Here is a 15338-nt window from a genome sequence, read left to right as displayed (position 1 = left end):
GCCAGCCTTGCTGAAGAGGGTGAAGAACCTCTCGTTCCGCGGCTGCGTCCGCAGGCCCGGGGGAGGTCCTCCTGGACCGCCGGCATCGCCGTACGCGGCGCGTCACCGCTTCGGGAGGAGCTTGTCCGTCCACAGCGCACGACAAAGGGCAAGGAGAGTACCCACTCCTTGCCACGCTCAACGTATAGCGCACCGGGGGGCTTGCGGCAAGACCCGGGTCGTGCCGCAGAATCGTCGGCCGAGGCCAGAACCTGCGTAAATCAGAGATTCGCGAAGTACGTGTGCTGTTGTCGACGTATGGGTCACGCGGGGACGTCGAACCGCCGGTGGGACTCGCGGTGCGGTTGCGGGGACTCGGCGCGGAGGTGCGGGCGTGCGCGCCGCCGGACTGTGCGGAGCGGCTGGCTGAAATTCAACATCGTTAAATGGGGGTTTTCATGATTGACGTGATCGTGGTCGGCGGCGGACCGACCGGCTTGATGCTGGCCGGCGAGTTGCGGCTGGCCGGAGTGCACGTGGTGGTGCTGGAGAAGTTGGCCGAGCCGACCGAGCAGTCCCGCGGGCGCGGCCTGCACGCGCGCAGCGTCGAGATGATGGACCAGCGCGGTCTGCTGGACCGGTTCCTCGCGGTCAGTGAGAAGTTCCAGGTCGGCGGTCTCTTCGGCGGCATCGTCAAGCCGTGGCCGGACCGGTTGGACACGGCGCACCCGTACGGCCTCGCCACCCCGCAGCCGGTCACCGAGCGGCTGCTCAATGAGCGTGCGCTCGAACTCGGTGCCGAGATCCGGCGCGGCTGCGAAGTGGTCGGGCTGAGCCAGGACGAGGACGGGGTGACCGTCGAGCTGGCGGACGGCAGGCACCTGCGCTCGCGCTACCTCGTCGGGTGCGACGGCGCCCGCAGTGCGGTGCGCAAGCGGCTCGGCGTCGGTTTCCCCGGCGAGCCCGCCAAGGTCGAGACGCTGCTGGGCGATATGGAGATGACCGAGGATCCGGCGACGGTTGACGCCGTCGTCGCGGAGGTCCGCAAGACCCAACTGCGGTTCGGTACCATCCCCAACGAGGACGGGACGTACCGCATCGTCGTGCCCGCCGACAAAGTGGCCGAGGACCGTGCGACCGCGCCGACCCTGGAGGAGTTCAAGCAGCAGCTGCGGGCGTTCGCGGGCACCGACTTCGGCGTGCACTCGCCGCGCTGGCTGTCCCGGTTCGGCGACGCCACCCGGCAGGCCGAGCGCTACCGGGTCGGCCGGGTGCTGCTGGCCGGCGACGCGGCGCACATCCACCCGCCGACCGGCGGGCAGGGGCTCAACCTCGGCGTGCAGGACGCGTTCAACCTCGGCTGGAAGCTGGCCGCCGCGGTCAACGGCTGGGCGCCGGAGGGGCTGCTGGACAGCTACCACGCCGAACGGCACCCGGTGGGCGCCCGCGTGCTGGACAACACCCGCGCGCAGATCACGCTGCTGGGGACCGATCCGGGTGCGACCGCGCTGCGGGAGCTGTTCTCGAAGCTGATGGACTTCGAGGAGGTGAACCGGTACGTGACCGGGATCATCACCGCGGTCGGGGTCCGCTACGACTTCGGCGAGGGCCACGAACTGCTCGGCCGGCGGCTGCGGGACGTGAAGCTGAAGCAGGGTCGCCTCTACGAGCTGATGCACGGCGGCCGCGGACTACTGCTCGACCAGACCGGCCGGCTCACGGTGGCAGGTTGGGCAGATCGGGTCGACCACGTCGTCGACGTCAGCGAGGAACTGGACGCGCCCGCGGCGCTGCTGCGGCCGGACGGCCACGTGGCGTGGGTCGGTGAAGATCAGCAGGATCTGCTCAGCCAGCTGCCCAAGTGGTTCGGCGCTGCCGTCGGCTGAGCGCGCAGTTGCGGTTGGAAAGGATGTGACCTGTCTCCGGCCGAGTTCGGCGCGGTCCGGTGCCGTACCTCCCGCTGAGTGCCGCGCCACCAGGCCGGGCCAACCACGGTGCTCAGCGGGGCCAACTCAAGCGCTGAAGGGCCGACTGAAGCACTCAGTCACATGTGACTGAGCACTCCAGTTGGCGGGTTTCGCCAGTCACCGCGCTCAGGGTGTGACGAAGCCCAGCGCGCCGCTGGCCCTCCACGTCAGAGAGGTGGATCCCATCATCGAACTGCGGGAGGTGGCCAACGCGGACTGTCACTTGAGGAGGCAGCTGGCTGCGCTGACCTGCTTGCCGGCTTCTTCATGCGAGCCGGTCGATGAGGATCATCGCCACGTCGTCCGTCAAGCGGCCCTCGGTGTGGCGGATCAATGCCTGGTGCAGTTCGTCCAGGAACTCCTGTGGGGAGGTGCCGGCGGGTATCTGCTCCATGGTCTCCGGCAGAGGGAGGAAGTCGTTGTCGCGGTTGCGGGCTTCGGTGACGCCGTCGGTGTAGAGCAGCAGGCGGTCGCCGGGCAGGAACGGGTAGCTCTCGGGCTTGGCGGGAGGACCGTTGACGAGGTCTTCGAGACCGAGCGGCGGCAGTGGCGAGGCGGGCATCAGGGCCCGAACCTTGCCCTGGTGGAGAACCAGCGGAGGCGGATGGCCACGGTTGACCAGGTGCACCACCTGTTCGTCCGGCACCTGGGCGATGAGCGCGGTGGTGAATCCCTCCAGCAGAACTTCAGGGAGTTTCTCCTGAGAGTACGTACCCGGTACGGCGGCCTCTCGCCGCAGCGCAGCCGCGCAGCGGTCCACGACCTCCCGCAGTTCCTCCTCATAGTGAACGGCCTCCCGGAACGCGCCCAATGCCACCGCGACCGCGCGAATGGCGGACAGCCCTTTTCCCCGGACGTCCCCCACGATCAGCCGGACGCCGTAGCGCGTCTGCATGGCCTCGTACAGATCGCCGCCTATCTGTGCCCCTGTCCCGGCCGCGAGGCACAGGCTGGCCGCCCGTACCGGGCCCAGGAGCTCGGGGACAGGCCGCAGGACGACCTCCTGAGCCGCCACTGCGATCTGGCGAACTTGGTCGAGCTCGCTCTGTCTACGCGTGCGCACCGCGTTACTCAGGATGACACTGGCCACGGACACCACGATCAGCCCCAGGAAGTTGCCGATGATCAGCTGGGTCTGGGTTCCCCACGACTGGTTGTAGGTCGCGGAGGTCACGTTCACACCCACAGCGAGGGCTGCCGCGGACAGCGTGCCCATCGGGCCCATCGTCAGCGCGGCCAGCGCCGGCGTCGTGGTGAGGACGGGACCGGTGACCAGATCGTGTGCGGGCGAGAGCTCGATGCCCAGCACGCCCAGCAAGATCGCGTAGGGGGCACACTGCGCCAGTGTGAACAGGACCTCGCCGTGACCGCCCACTCCTGGTCGAGAGGACGCTCCCGGCCGAACAGGTGGGCGAGGATTTGACCCCATGGGAACAGCCTGCCTCGCGGAAGCTGTTGCGGCCTCCCAGGAACCCGGTGGCAGCGGCGCCCCTGCGGTGCTACGCCCGCCAACTAAGACGCTCATCCGCCGACTGAAGCGCCCAGTCACATCACAGCGGCGCCCGCACGCCTGTCCGGCTTTGCATAAACGTGCGGCGATACGTATAGTCATGCCATCGACGAGGAGGGTTCGATGACGGTACGTGTAGCAGTGGCCGGGGCGAGCGGGTATGCGGGGGGAGAACTTCTGCGCCTGCTGCTCGCCCACTCCGGGGTCCGGATCGGCGCCCTGACCGGCAGCTCCAACGCAGGTCAGAAGCTCGGCGCGCTGCAACCCCACCTGCTGCCACTCGCGGACCGTGTGCTCGAGCCGACCACCGCCGAGGTGCTGGCCGGCCACGACGTCGTGTTTCTCGCGCTGCCGCACGGCCAGTCCGCGGCCGTCGCGGAGCAGCTCGGAGACGAGGTGCTCGTCGTCGACATGGGCGCAGACTTCCGGCTGAAGGACGCGGCCGACTGGGAGCGGTTCTACGGCTCCGCGCACGCCGGGACCTGGCCCTACGGCCTTCCCGAGCTGCCGGGCGGCCGCGCCGCGCTGGAGGGGGCCAAGCGCGTCGCGGTGCCCGGCTGCTACCCGACCGCCGTCTCGCTCGCGCTGTTCCCGGCGTACGCGGCGGGGCTCGCCGAGCCGGAGGCGGTGATCGTCGCCGCGACCGGCACCTCCGGCGCGGGCAGGGCGCTCAAGCCGCACCTGCTCGGCTCCGAGGTGATGGGCTCGATGACCCCGTACGGCGTCGGCGGCGGCCACCGGCACACCCCCGAGATGATCCAGAACCTGAGCGCGGCGGCGGGGGGGCCGGTCTGCGTCTCCTTCACCCCGACCCTCGCCCCGATGGCGCGCGGCATCCTCGCCACGTGCAGCGCGAAGGCGAGGCCGGGCGCCACCGCCGAATCCGTACGCACCGGGTACGAGAAGGCGCTCCAGGACGAACCGTTCGTCCACCTGCTCCCCGAGGGGCAGTGGCCCGCGACCGCCTCCGTCTACGGCTCCAACGCCGTACACATCCAGGTCGCGTACGACGAATCGGCCGGCCGCGTCATCGCGATCAGCGCCATCGACAACCTCACCAAGGGCACCGCCGGCGGCGCGGTGCAGAGCATGAACATCGCCCTCGGACTGCCCGAGGACACCGGACTTTCCACGATCGGAGTCGCACCGTGAGTGTCACGGCAGCACAGGGATTCACGGCGGCGGGCATCGCCGCCGGGATCAACGAGAGCGGCAACCCGGACCTGGCCCTTGTGGTCAACAACGGGCCCCGTCTGGCCGCCGCGGGCGTCTTCACCTCCAACCGCGTCAAGGCCGCCCCGGTCCTCTGGTCCGAGCAGGTCGTCAAGGGCGGCACCGTCAGCGCCGTCGTCCTCAACTCCGGTGGCGCCAACGCCTGTACTGGCCCCCAGGGCTTCCAGGACACCCACGCCACCGCCGAGAAGGTCGCCGGCGTACTCGACGGCCACAGCGCCGGCGAGGTCGCCGTCGCCTCCACCGGGCTCATCGGCGTCAACCTGCCGATGGACAAGCTCCTGCCCGGCATCGAGAAGGCCGCCAACGAACTCTCCCCGCACGGCGGCGAGAAGGCCGCAATCGCCATCAAGACCACCGACACCGTGCACAAGACGGCCGTGTCGGGTCAGGACGGCTGGACCGTCGGCGGCATGGCCAAGGGCGCGGGCATGCTGGCCCCGGGCCTGGCCACCATGCTCGCGGTCCTGACCACCGACGCCGACCTGGACGCCGAGACCCTGGACCAGGCGCTGCGCGCCGCCACCCGCACCACCTTCGACCGGGTCGACTCCGACGGCTGCACGTCCACCAACGACACCGTGCTGCTGCTCGCCTCCGGCGCCTGCGGCGTGACGCCCGCGTACGCCGACTTCGCCGAGGCGGTACGTACGGTCTGTGACGACCTCGCCCGCCAGCTCATCGGCGACGCCGAGGGCGCAAGCAAGGACATCCGCATCGAGGTCGTCAACGCGGCCACCGAGGACGACGCCGTCGAGGTCGGACGGTCCATCGCCCGGAACAACCTCCTCAAGTGCGCCATCCACGGCGAGGACCCCAACTGGGGCCGGGTGCTCTCCGCCATCGGCACGACCAGGGCCGCCTTCGACCCCGACCAGCTCAATGTCGCGATCAACGGCATCTGGGTCTGCAAGAACGGTTCGGTCGGCGAGGACCGGGACCTGGTCGACATGCGCTACCGCGAGGTGAAGATCACCGCCGACCTGTCCGCCGGCAGCGAGTCCGCCGTGATCTGGGGCAACGACCTGACCGCGGACTACGTCCACGAGAACAGCGCGTACAGCTCATGAGCTCCCCCAACCTCCGGCCGGGGGTACCCCCACGCAAGCACACCGCACTGCCGAAGGCGCAGATCCTCATCGAGGCGCTGCCCTGGCTGACCCGCCACAACGGCAAGACCGTCGTCATCAAGTTCGGCGGCAACGCCATGATCGACGAGGACCTGAAGGCGGCCTTCGCCCAGGACGTCGTCTTCCTGCGCCACGCCGGCCTCAAGCCGGTCGTCGTACACGGCGGCGGCCCGCAGATCAGCGCCCAGCTCGACAAGCACGGCCTGGTCAGCGAGTTCAAGGCCGGCCTGCGGGTCACCACCCCGGAGGCGATGGACGTCGTACGGATGGTCCTGGCCGGCCAGGTCCAGCGCGAGCTGGTGGGGCTCCTCAACCAGCACGGCCCGCTCGCGGTCGGCATGACCGGCGAGGACGCGCACACGATCACCGCGACCCAGCACCGGCCCGAGATCGATGGCGAACTGGTCGACATCGGCCGGGTCGGCGAGATCACCGCGATCGACACCGGTGCCATCGAGGCGCTGCTGGAGGACGGCCGTATCCCCGTCATCTCCTCCATCGCCCGCAGCGCCGACGACGGACACGTCTACAACGTCAACGCGGACACCGCCGCGGCCGCCCTGGCCGCCGCGCTGAACGCCGAGACGCTGATGGTGCTCACTGACGTGGAGGGCCTGTACGCGGACTGGCCCAGCAGCGACGAGGTGATCAGCCAGCTCACGGCGAGCGAACTGGAGAAGCTGCTGCCCGAGCTGTCCAGCGGGATGGTTCCCAAGATGGAGGGCTGCCTGCACGCCGTCCGTAACGGGGTCCACACCGCCCGCGTGATCGACGGCCGGGTCCAGCACGCGATCCTGCTGGAGATCTTCACGGACGAAGGTATCGGCACGATGGTCGTGCCCGACGCGCAGGGACCGGGACAGGGACTGGGACAGGGACCGGAACAGGGGGAATCATGAGCAACCAGGAACTCACGCAGCGCTGGCAGGGCGTGATGACGGACAACTACGGCACGCCGAAGCTGTCCCTCGTGCGCGGCGAGGGCACCAAGGTCTGGGACGCGGACGGCACCGAGTACACCGACTTCGTCGGCGGCATCGCCGTCAACGCGCTCGGCCACGCCCACCCCGCCGTCGTCCAGGCCGTATCGGCGCAGATCGCCTCGCTCGGCCACATCTCCAACCTGTACGTCGCCGAGCCGCCCGTAGCGCTCGCCGAACGGCTGATCCAGCTCTCCGGCCGGCCGGGCAGGGTCTTCTTCTGCAACTCCGGCGCGGAGGCCGTCGAAGCCGCCTTCAAGATCGGCCGGCTCACCGGCCGCAGCCACATGGTCTCCACTGAAGGAGGCTTCCACGGCCGGACGATGGGCGCCCTCGCGCTCACCGGACAGCCCAAGAAGCAGCAGCCCTTCCTGCCGCTGCCCGGCGACGTCACCCATGTCCCGTACGGAGACATCGAGGCGCTGCGCGCCGCGGTCACCGAGGACACCGCGCTGCTGATCATCGAGCCCATCCAGGGCGAGAACGGCGTTGTCGTCCCGCCCAAGGGCTATCTGCAGGCCGCCCGTGAGATCACCCGGGCGACCGGCACGCTGCTCGTTCTCGACGAGGTGCAGACCGGCATCGGCCGGACCGGCCACTGGTTCGAGTACCAGGCCCACGAGGGCGCCGAGCCCGACATCATCACCCTCGCCAAGGGCCTGGGCGGCGGGCTGCCGATCGGTGCGACCGTCGCCTTCGGCCCGGCAGCCGAGCTGCTGCAGCCCGGCCAGCACGGCACGACGTTCGGCGGAAACCCGGTCGCGTGCGCGGCCGGGTTGGCCGTACTCGACACCCTCGCGGCGGACGGACTCCTCGACCAGGTCAAGCGGACCGGCGAGAAGCTCCGCACCGGAATCGAGGGCATCGGCGGCGCGAACGGCCACCCGCTGGTCTCCCATGTCCGCGGAGCGGGACTGCTCCTGGGTATCGTGCTCACCGAGTCCCTCGCGCCGCAGGTGCAGCAGGCGGCTCAGGACGCCGGTTTCCTGGTGAACGCGCCCGCCCCCGATGTCGTACGGCTGATGCCCCCGCTGATCATCGGCGACGACGAGGTGGACGCGTTCCTCCGGGCCCTGCCCGGCGTTCTCGGCGTTGCCTACGGGGACGGACGATCCGGAGAATGAGACGACGATGACCGAGGCGCAGGACAACGAGCACGGCGGCCAGGCCGTACCGCAGACCCGCACCGCCCGCCACCGCCGGATCGTGGACATCCTGAACCGGCAACCGGTGCGTTCCCAGAGCCAGTTGGCGAAGCTGCTCGCCGACGACGGGCTGAGCGTCACTCAGGCCACGCTCTCCCGGGACCTGGACGAACTGGGCGCGGTGAAGATCCGCAACACCGGCGGCGAGCTGATCTACGCGGTGCCCAGCGAGGGCGGATTCCGTACCCCGCAGGCGCCGTTGGGGGAGTCGGCCAAGGAGGAGCGGATGCGACGCCTCTCCGGCGAGCTGCTGATCTCCGCCGAGGCATCGGCCAACCTCGTCGTGCTGCGCACTCCGCCGGGAGCCGCCCAGTTCCTGGCCTCGGCCATCGACCAGGCCGAACTGCACGCCGTCCTGGGCACGATCGCGGGTGACGACACGCTGATGCTGATCAGTCGCGACCCGGCGGGGGGCCAGGCGCTCGCCGACCACCTGCTGCGCCTCGCGCAGAAGGAGAGCTAGCACCGTCTAGTAGCGGGTGATCGCGGTCGGGCCCGAACTGGTCCCGACCGCGATGTGCGGGCGGCGCTCCGGATCGGCCCAGCGCAGGATGCGCTTCATCGCCCACCTGGGCACGGACACGCAACCTGCCGTCGCGCCACGGCCGTTGACGTGCAGGAAGATCCCGGCACCCCGGCCGCGTACCGGCTCGGCGTAGTTGAAGCCGATGACCATCCCGTGCGCGTACTGGGTCGCGTACGTGATCATGTGCTCCGACTCGTCGGCCGCGCAGTCCGCCGGCCGCGGTTCGACCCACCGGTTGTACTGTCGCGAGGCGTTGTCCTGGCACCACCAGGACCGGTCCGTCACCCGGCGGTACGAGAAGTCCGTCCCGAGCGGCGGCGGCTTGATCCCGAACGCGAACGGCAGGTCGTACAGGCCGGTCGGCGTGGTGTTGGTGCCCTGCTCCCGCTGCCGGCCCTCGACCAGGCCGTTCGCCCCGAACCTCGCCTCCGCGGAACCGGCCCGGACCCACCTGCCGCCCCGCCGGTCCCACCAGGTCAGCCGCCCGGTGGTCGAGCCGGCGCTCGGGGCGACGGCGGTGAGCAGCTGGCGGCCGCCGCCGGTGTCGGCCATCCGGTCGGGCAGCGGCGCGGCGCGGTCCGGCGCGACGGCGCCTGTGGCGGCGACTACGAACAGGACCGAACCGAGAACAGCACGGTTGCGCATACGGGCGACCGTACGCGCGGAAGCGGCCGGCGGCAGCGCGCCTGGGCCGTCCGGCCCAACGGGTCCGGCCCCGCACCCGGCCCGCACCCGGCCCGCACCCGGCCCGCACGCGGCCCGGACTCAGGGAGCCGGCGGCAGCGGCAGCGGGAGCCCGGGAAGGCCGTCCATGCTGGTGGCGATGTCCGGCTTCTGCTCGAAGTACGCGCTGAGGGACGCGTCGTCCTCGCGCGAGAAGCGCTGCGCGTGCAGCTCGCGCTCGTCGTCGTACGTCATGTAGGGCACGGCGAACCCGCAGCTGTCCCGGATGACCTCGGCCCGTACGACGACGATGGCGCGCAGCCCGTGCGGGCCGGGGTCGATGTCCGGGAAGTGCCCGAGGAGCTCCTTCCAGCGCGGGTCGTCACGGAAGACGGGCTCGCCGCGGCCGTGCACCCGCACGATCGTCGGCGGCCCCTGGAACGCGCACCACATGAGGGTGATGCGGCCGTTCTCCCTCAGGTGGGCGATCGTCTCGTTGTGGCTTCCCGCGAAGTCGAGGTACGCCACGGTGTGCTGGTCGATGACGGCGAAGGAGCCCGTCAGTCCCTTGGGGGAGAGGTTCACGGTGCCGTCGCCGGAGAGCGGCGCGGTCGCGGTGAAGAAGATGTGCTGTTCCTCGATGAAGGCGCGCAGCCGGCCGTCTATCCGTTCATAGAGCTTTCCCATGCCACGGATTATCGGCGATCAAGCCCACGCGGCGCCGCCGGATTGCATGCCGCTCAGCGAGCGCGTTGACGAAACATACGGAGTAATGCATAGTTATGCCTGTCGTTGAATGCACCGTAAGGAGAAACCCGTGACCGAGCGCGTCGTACTCGCCTACTCGGGCGGCCTGGACACCTCCGTCGCCATCGGCTGGATCGCCGAGGAGACGGGCGCCGAGGTCATCGCCGTTGCCGTGGACGTCGGCCAGGGCGGCGAGGACCTGGACGTCATCCGCAAGCGCGCGCTCGCCTGCGGTGCCGTCGAGGCCGAGGTCGCGGACGCCAAGGACGAGTTCGCCGACGAGTACTGCCTCCCGGCGATCAAGGCCAACGCCCTCTACATGGACCGCTACCCGCTGGTCTCCGCGCTCTCCCGGCCGACGATCGTCAAGCACCTCGTCGCCGCCGCGAAGAAGCACAACGCCGGCATCGTGGCCCATGGCTGCACCGGCAAGGGCAACGACCAGGTCCGCTTCGAGGCCGGCATCTCCGCGCTCGGCCCCGACCTGAAGTGCATCGCCCCGGTCCGTGACTACGCGATGACCCGGGACAAGGCGATCGCCTTCTGCGAGGAGAAGAACCTCCCGATCGCGACCACGAAGAAGTCCCCGTACTCCATCGACCAGAACGTCTTCGGCCGGGCCGTCGAGACCGGCTTCCTCGAGGACATCTGGAACGCGCCGATCGAGGACATCTACGAGTACACCCAGACCCCGGCCCTCGCCCGCGAGGCCGACGAGGTCGTCATCTCCTTCAAGGAGGGCGTCCCGGTCGCCATCGACGGCAGGCCCGTCTCCGTCCTCCAGGCCATCCAGCAGCTCAACGAGCGGGCCGGCGCCCAGGGCATCGGCCGGATCGACATGGTCGAGGACCGGCTCGTCGGCATCAAGTCCCGTGAGGTGTACGAGGCCCCGGGCGCGATCGCGCTGATCACCGCCCACCAGGAGCTGGAGAACGTCACCGTCGAGCGCGAGCTGGCCCGGTACAAGCGGCAGGTCGAGCAGCGCTGGGGCGAGATGGTCTACGACGGCCTGTGGTTCTCCCCGCTCAAGCGCGCCCTGGACGGCTTCATCAACGAGGCCAACCAGCACGTCACCGGCGACATCCGGATGACGCTGCACGGCGGCCGCGCCGTCGTCACCGGCCGGAAGTCCGACGAGTCGCTCTACGACTTCAACCTGGCGACCTACGACTCGGGCGACACCTTCGACCAGTCCAAGGCGCAGGGCTTCATCGAGATCTTCGGCCTGTCGTCGAAGATCGCGGCAAAGCGCGATCTGCAGGCATAGCCTGACGCTGACCTCGCCTGACAGCAGCGCTCAGTAGCCTGAAACCGCCTCCCCGTTCCTCCGCGGCGGGGTGGGGGTCCCCCAGGCCCGCAGGGCCTGGGGGGAGGCACATCCACCCCTTTTGAGGAGCTTGAGCTGTGAGCAGCAACAACGGTGACGTCCGGCTCTGGGGCGGCCGTTTCGCCGACGGCCCGGCCGAGGCCCTGGCCAAGCTGTCGGCGTCCGTGCACTTCGACTGGCGGCTCGCGCCGTACGACATCGCCGGCTCCCGTGCCCACGCCCGCGTGCTCCACAAGGCGGGTCTGCTCACCGCCGACGAGCTCCAGCGCATGATCGCCGGACTCGACCTGCTGGAGGCCGATGTCGCGGCCGGGACCTTCATCGGCACCGTCGCCGACGAGGACGTCCACACCGCGCTGGAGCGGGGCCTGCTGGAGCGCCTCGGCCCCGACCTCGGTGGCAAGCTGCGCGCCGGCCGGTCCCGCAACGACCAGGTCGCCACCCTCTTCCGGATGTACCTGCGTGACCATGCCCGGATCATCGGCGGCCTGATCGCCGAGCTCCAGGATGCGCTGGTCGGCCTCGCCGAGGCGCACGCGGATGTCGCCATGCCGGGCCGTACGCACCTCCAGCACGCCCAGCCGGTTCTGTTCGCCCATCACGTCCTCGCGCATGTGCAGTCGCTCTCCCGTGACGCGGAACGGCTGCGCCAGTGGGACGCGCGCACGGCCGTCTCCCCGTACGGATCGGGCGCGCTGGCCGGATCCTCGCTGGGCCTGGACCCGGAGGCGGTCGCGGCCGACCTCGGCTTCGAGCACGGCAGCGCCGGCAACTCCATCGACGGCACGGCCTCCCGCGACTTCGTGGCCGAGTTCGCCTTCATCACCGCGATGACCGGCATCAACCTCTCCCGGATCGCCGAGGAGATCATCATCTGGAACACGAAGGAGTTCTCCTTCGTCACCCTCCACGACGCCTTCTCCACCGGTTCGTCGATCATGCCGCAGAAGAAGAACCCGGACATCGCGGAGCTGGCGCGCGGCAAGTCGGGGCGGCTCATCGGAAACCTGACCGGGCTTCTCGCCACCCTGAAGGCCCTCCCGCTCGCGTACAACCGCGACCTGCAGGAGGACAAGGAGCCGGTGTTCGACTCCTGCGACCAGCTGGAGGTCCTGCTGCCGGCCTTCACCGGGATGATGGCCACGCTCACCGTCAACCGCGAGCGCATGGAGGAGCTGGCACCGGCCGGGTTCTCGCTCGCCACCGACATCGCCGAGTGGCTGGTGAAGCAGGGCGTGCCGTTCCGGGTGGCGCACGAGGTCGCGGGTGAGTGTGTCAAGGAGTGCGAGCAGCACGGCATCGAGCTCGACCAGCTGACCGACGACCAGTTCGCCAAGATCTCGGAGCACCTCACGCCGGAGGTGCGCTCGGTCCTCAACGTGCCCGGCGCGCTGGCCTCCCGCAGCGGCCGCGGCGGCACCGCGCCCTCCGCGGTCGCGGTCCAGCTCGCCGAGGTCAAGGCGGACCTGGCGGTCCAGCACGCCTGGGCCACCGCCAAGAAGTAACCCCCCCAACACCAGTTACGCCACCAGCGCCGCCGCCCAGTACGCGAGCGCGTCGAAGTCCGGCAGGGTCAGCCCGATGCGGTGATCGACGTGCACCAGCAGGGCGGCGGCGAGGTGTTTCTGGTCGACATGGCTGCGGTCCATGGTGATCTCGTCGTCGAACCAGGCGAAGGGCCGCCCTGCCGCGTACCCCAGCACGTACTGCGTCTTCCAGTACGTGCCGGCCGGCGCCCGGCGTAGCCCTCCGGCCGGTGATGCTTGGGGGCCGCCATACGGGTTGAGCGGCCCGTCGATGTCGATCAGCAGCAGCGGCTTCAGGGTCTTCAGCGGCTTCTACGCACAGGATTCCTCCCTGGCCGCCGTAATGTGAGACATGAACGTCTCATTTGGGTTATGGTTGTCTCATGACAGTCGATCGCGACCAGGTGCTGCGCACCGCCGCCGCCCTCCTCTCCCGTAAGTCGACCGCGACCATGGACGAGGTGGCGAAGGCGGCCGGCATCGGGCGCGCCACCCTGCACCGGCACTTCGCCGGGCGTGACGCCCTCGTCAAGGCGCTCGAAGACCTCGGTATCCGGGAGTTCGAGGCGGCGATCGACGCCGCTCAGCTCGACGAGGGCGGGGCGAGCGACGCGGTGCGGCGGCTCATCGCCGAGACCGAACCGGGCGCCGGGCTGCTCGCCTTCCTGGTGACCGAGAACCAGCTCTTCGAGGGCGAACAGGTCAACGAGGGCTGGGCCAGGCTCGACGCCCGCGTCTCGGCGCTCTTCCGGCGCGGCCAGGAGGAGGGCGAGTTCCGGATCGACCTCAGCCCCGCCTGGCTGACCGAGGCGCTGTACGGCCTCATCGGCACCTGCGCCTGGGCCGTCCAGGACGGCCGGGTCGCGGCAAAGGACTTCCAGTACATGATCGCCGAGCTGCTGCTCGGCGGCGCACGACGGAGCGTGGAGAAATGACGAGTACCGACCAGCGAGCGACGGAGTCGGAGACCGTACGCAGTCCGGGCCGATGGCTCGCGCTCGCCGTCCTCGTCCTGGCCGTACTGCTGGTGGCGGTGGACGCGACCGTACTCGGCCTCGCCACCCCGTTCCTCAGCGAGGACCTGAAGCCGTCCGGCACCCAGCTGCTGTGGATCGGCGACGTCTACTCGTTCATCATCGCCGGCCTGCTCGTCTCCATGGGCAGCCTCGGCGACCGTATCGGCCGTAAGAAGCTGCTGCTCACGGGCGCCGTCGCGTTCGGTGCGGTGTCGGTGCTCAACGCGTACGCCACCAGCCCCGAGATGATGATCCTCGCACGGGCCCTGCTCGGCGTCGCGGGTGCCACCCTGATGCCGTCCACGCTCGCGCTGATCCGCAACATCTTCCACGACCCCAAGGAGCGCAGCCTCGCCGTCGGCATCTGGGGCGCCGCGGCCTCGGCCGGTGCGGCGGTCGGACCCGTCGTCGGCGGCTTCCTGCTGGAGCACTTCTGGTGGGGCTCGGTCTTCCTGATCAACCTGCCGGTGATGGCGGTGCTGGTGCTCGTCGGCATCAGGCTGCTGCCCGAGTCACGGAACCCCAGCCCCGGCCCGTGGGACCTGATCAGCGTCGGTCTGTCGCTGGTCGGCATGGTTGCCGTGGTGTACGCCGTGAAGGAAGCGGCGGTGCACGGCTTCCACTGGGACAGCGCGGGCGCGGCAGCCATCGGACTCGCGGCCCTGACCTGGTTCGTCAGGCGGCAGTTGACCCTGCCCTCGCCGCTGCTCGACGTACGGCTCTTCCACCACCGGGGCTTCTCCGGCGCGGTCCTCGCCGACCTGCTGACCATCCTGGGCCTGTCCGGCCTGGTCTTCTTCCTCTCCCAGTTCCTGCAACTGGTTCAGGGCCGCTCGCCGCTGGAAGCGGGCCTGATCGAGCTGCCCGCCGCGATCGGCGCCGTGGGCGCCGGACTCATGGCCGGCTACCTGGCCCGCAGGGCCTCGGTGCGCAGCGCGGTCTCCGGCGGCCTGACGGCGGTCGGCCTGGCGCTGGCGGCCTGTACGGCGCTGAGCGCCGACACCGGGGTCGTGGCCCTCGCGCTGGCGCTGTTCCTCGGCGGACTGGGCGCGGGACTCGCGTTCACGGTGACGGCGGACGTCATCCTGTCCACCGTCCCCAAGGAGCAGGCGGGCGCCGCCTCCGCGGTGTCCGAGACGGCGTACGAACTGGGCGCGGCGCTCGGTATCGCCGTGCTCGGCTCCATCGTGACCGGCGTCTACCGGGACTTCACCGTCCCCGAGGGCGTCCCGGCCGGTGTGGCGGACGCGGCGCGCGACTCCCTCGGCGGCGCGGTCGAGTCGGCGAAGGGGCTGCCGCACGAGCAGGGCGCCGCCCTGCTCTCCTCGGCGCAGGAGGCTTTCGCGAGCGGCTTCCACGCGGCGGGCGCGGTGGGCGCGTCGGTGCTCTTCGCCACCGCGATCGCAGCGTGGTTCATGCTGCGCGGCCAGAAGCTCGAGGACGGCCTCGAACACTCGTGACGTGATGAAGGGCCGCACCCCGAGGGGTACGGCCCTTCATCACACGGTGCGGGATCAGGCGGCGGCCTT

Annotated in this window: 14 protein-coding genes and 1 pseudogene; 11 read left to right on the top strand and 4 right to left on the bottom strand. The window is 70.2% G+C overall.

Annotated elements, in window-relative coordinates; genetic code table 11:
* Nucleotides 1–281 precede the first annotated feature (281 nt).
* Both NLX86_RS02970 and rox read left to right on the top strand, forming a co-directional pair.
* Nucleotides 282–413 (top strand): annotated as a pseudogene (locus NLX86_RS02970) (glycosyltransferase); the annotation flags it as partial.
* A 24-nt stretch (nucleotides 414–437) separates the two neighbouring features.
* Nucleotides 438–1865: a rifampin monooxygenase gene (rox, locus tag NLX86_RS02965; protein WP_254369965.1), complete on the top strand. Its 1428-nt coding sequence runs from the start codon at nucleotides 438–440 to the stop codon at nucleotides 1863–1865.
* Nucleotides 1866–2211: 346 nt separating this feature from the next.
* On the opposite strand, the gene NLX86_RS02960 is transcribed toward rox, so the two are convergent.
* Nucleotides 2212–3255 carry a PP2C family protein-serine/threonine phosphatase gene (locus NLX86_RS02960; RefSeq protein ID WP_254369964.1) on the bottom strand — a complete coding sequence of 348 codons (1044 nt, stop codon included), beginning with the start codon at nucleotides 3253–3255 and terminating at the stop codon, nucleotides 2212–2214.
* A gap of 324 nt (nucleotides 3256–3579) precedes the next feature.
* On the opposite strand from NLX86_RS02960, the gene argC reads away from it, so the two are divergent.
* From argC to NLX86_RS02935, 5 genes are read left to right on the top strand one after another with little or no spacing between them, the layout of a single operon-like run.
* Nucleotides 3580–4608 carry an N-acetyl-gamma-glutamyl-phosphate reductase gene (gene argC / locus NLX86_RS02955; protein ID WP_254369963.1) on the top strand — a complete coding sequence of 343 codons (1029 nt, stop codon included), beginning with the start codon at nucleotides 3580–3582 and terminating at the stop codon, nucleotides 4606–4608.
* Complete coding sequence (gene argJ / locus NLX86_RS02950; RefSeq protein WP_254369962.1) at nucleotides 4605–5759, top strand: bifunctional glutamate N-acetyltransferase/amino-acid acetyltransferase ArgJ; 1155 nt, start codon at nucleotides 4605–4607, stop codon at nucleotides 5757–5759. Before argC ends, argJ begins: the two co-directional genes overlap by 4 nt.
* On the top strand, nucleotides 5756–6718 hold the full coding sequence (gene argB, locus NLX86_RS02945; RefSeq protein WP_254369961.1) for an acetylglutamate kinase: 963 nt from the start codon (nucleotides 5756–5758) through the stop codon (nucleotides 6716–6718). The genes argJ and argB overlap by 4 nt, the downstream gene beginning before the upstream one ends.
* A complete protein-coding gene (locus NLX86_RS02940) occupies nucleotides 6715–7923 on the top strand; it encodes an acetylornithine transaminase (RefSeq protein ID WP_254369960.1) in 1209 nt (402 codons plus the stop codon). The genes argB and NLX86_RS02940 overlap by 4 nt, the downstream gene beginning before the upstream one ends.
* Nucleotides 7924–7930: 7 nt before the next feature.
* Nucleotides 7931–8467 carry an arginine repressor gene (locus NLX86_RS02935; protein ID WP_254369959.1) on the top strand — a complete coding sequence of 179 codons (537 nt, stop codon included), beginning with the start codon at nucleotides 7931–7933 and terminating at the stop codon, nucleotides 8465–8467.
* 6 nt (nucleotides 8468–8473) lie between these two features.
* Here NLX86_RS02935 and NLX86_RS02930 read toward each other — a convergent pair whose 3' ends face one another.
* Both NLX86_RS02930 and NLX86_RS02925 read right to left on the bottom strand, forming a co-directional pair.
* On the bottom strand, nucleotides 8474–9175 hold the full coding sequence (locus NLX86_RS02930) for a L,D-transpeptidase (protein ID WP_254369958.1): 702 nt from the start codon (nucleotides 9173–9175) through the stop codon (nucleotides 8474–8476).
* 120 nt (nucleotides 9176–9295) lie between these two features.
* The gene (locus NLX86_RS02925; protein WP_254369957.1) at nucleotides 9296–9880 is read right to left on the bottom strand and encodes a pyridoxamine 5'-phosphate oxidase family protein; all 585 of its coding nucleotides are present in this window, start codon (nucleotides 9878–9880) and stop codon (nucleotides 9296–9298) included.
* Between the two features lie 130 nt (nucleotides 9881–10010).
* Between NLX86_RS02925 and NLX86_RS02920 the strand changes: the two genes are divergently transcribed.
* Nucleotides 10011–11207 carry an argininosuccinate synthase gene (locus tag NLX86_RS02920; RefSeq protein WP_254369956.1) on the top strand — a complete coding sequence of 399 codons (1197 nt, stop codon included), beginning with the start codon at nucleotides 10011–10013 and terminating at the stop codon, nucleotides 11205–11207.
* Nucleotides 11208–11344: 137 nt separating this feature from the next.
* Nucleotides 11345–12772 carry an argininosuccinate lyase gene (argH, locus tag NLX86_RS02915; RefSeq protein ID WP_254369955.1) on the top strand — a complete coding sequence of 476 codons (1428 nt, stop codon included), beginning with the start codon at nucleotides 11345–11347 and terminating at the stop codon, nucleotides 12770–12772.
* Nucleotides 12773–12787: 15 nt separating this feature from the next.
* Here the strand turns inward: argH and NLX86_RS02910 are convergent, their stop codons facing one another.
* Entirely contained in the window at nucleotides 12788–13090 is a 303-nt protein-coding gene (locus NLX86_RS02910; RefSeq protein WP_254370085.1) for a hypothetical protein, read from the bottom strand.
* An 86-nt stretch (nucleotides 13091–13176) separates the two neighbouring features.
* On the opposite strand from NLX86_RS02910, the gene NLX86_RS02905 reads away from it, so the two are divergent.
* Both NLX86_RS02905 and NLX86_RS02900 read left to right on the top strand, forming a co-directional pair.
* Nucleotides 13177–13728 carry a TetR/AcrR family transcriptional regulator gene (locus tag NLX86_RS02905; RefSeq protein ID WP_254369954.1) on the top strand — a complete coding sequence of 184 codons (552 nt, stop codon included), beginning with the start codon at nucleotides 13177–13179 and terminating at the stop codon, nucleotides 13726–13728.
* Complete coding sequence (locus tag NLX86_RS02900) at nucleotides 13725–15269, top strand: MFS transporter (protein ID WP_254369953.1); 1545 nt, start codon at nucleotides 13725–13727, stop codon at nucleotides 15267–15269. Before NLX86_RS02905 ends, NLX86_RS02900 begins: the two co-directional genes overlap by 4 nt.
* Nucleotides 15270–15338 lie beyond the last annotated feature (69 nt).

Source organism: Streptomyces sp. A3M-1-3, from assembly GCF_024213665.1.
Lineage (GTDB): Bacteria > Actinomycetota > Actinomycetes > Streptomycetales > Streptomycetaceae > Streptomyces.
The sequence above is the reverse complement of the archived record's forward strand: the minus strand, read 5'-3'. Positions and strand labels throughout refer to the sequence as shown.

Coding starts and splice junctions, on each gene's coding strand:
- NLX86_RS02930 (WP_254369958.1), bottom strand. CDS start 9,175: ATGCGCAACCGTGCTGTTCTCGGTTCGGTCCTGTTCGTAGTCGCCGCC.
- argC (WP_254369963.1), top strand. CDS start 3,580: ATGACGGTACGTGTAGCAGTGGCCGGGGCGAGCGGGTATGCGGGGGGA.
- argB (WP_254369961.1), top strand. CDS start 5,756: ATGAGCTCCCCCAACCTCCGGCCGGGGGTACCCCCACGCAAGCACACC.
- NLX86_RS02935 (WP_254369959.1), top strand. CDS start 7,931: ATGACCGAGGCGCAGGACAACGAGCACGGCGGCCAGGCCGTACCGCAG.
- NLX86_RS02905 (WP_254369954.1), top strand. CDS start 13,177: ATGACAGTCGATCGCGACCAGGTGCTGCGCACCGCCGCCGCCCTCCTC.
- NLX86_RS02940 (WP_254369960.1), top strand. CDS start 6,715: ATGAGCAACCAGGAACTCACGCAGCGCTGGCAGGGCGTGATGACGGAC.
- NLX86_RS02900 (WP_254369953.1), top strand. CDS start 13,725: ATGACGAGTACCGACCAGCGAGCGACGGAGTCGGAGACCGTACGCAGT.
- rox (WP_254369965.1), top strand. CDS start 438: ATGATTGACGTGATCGTGGTCGGCGGCGGACCGACCGGCTTGATGCTG.
- NLX86_RS02925 (WP_254369957.1), bottom strand. CDS start 9,880: ATGGGAAAGCTCTATGAACGGATAGACGGCCGGCTGCGCGCCTTCATC.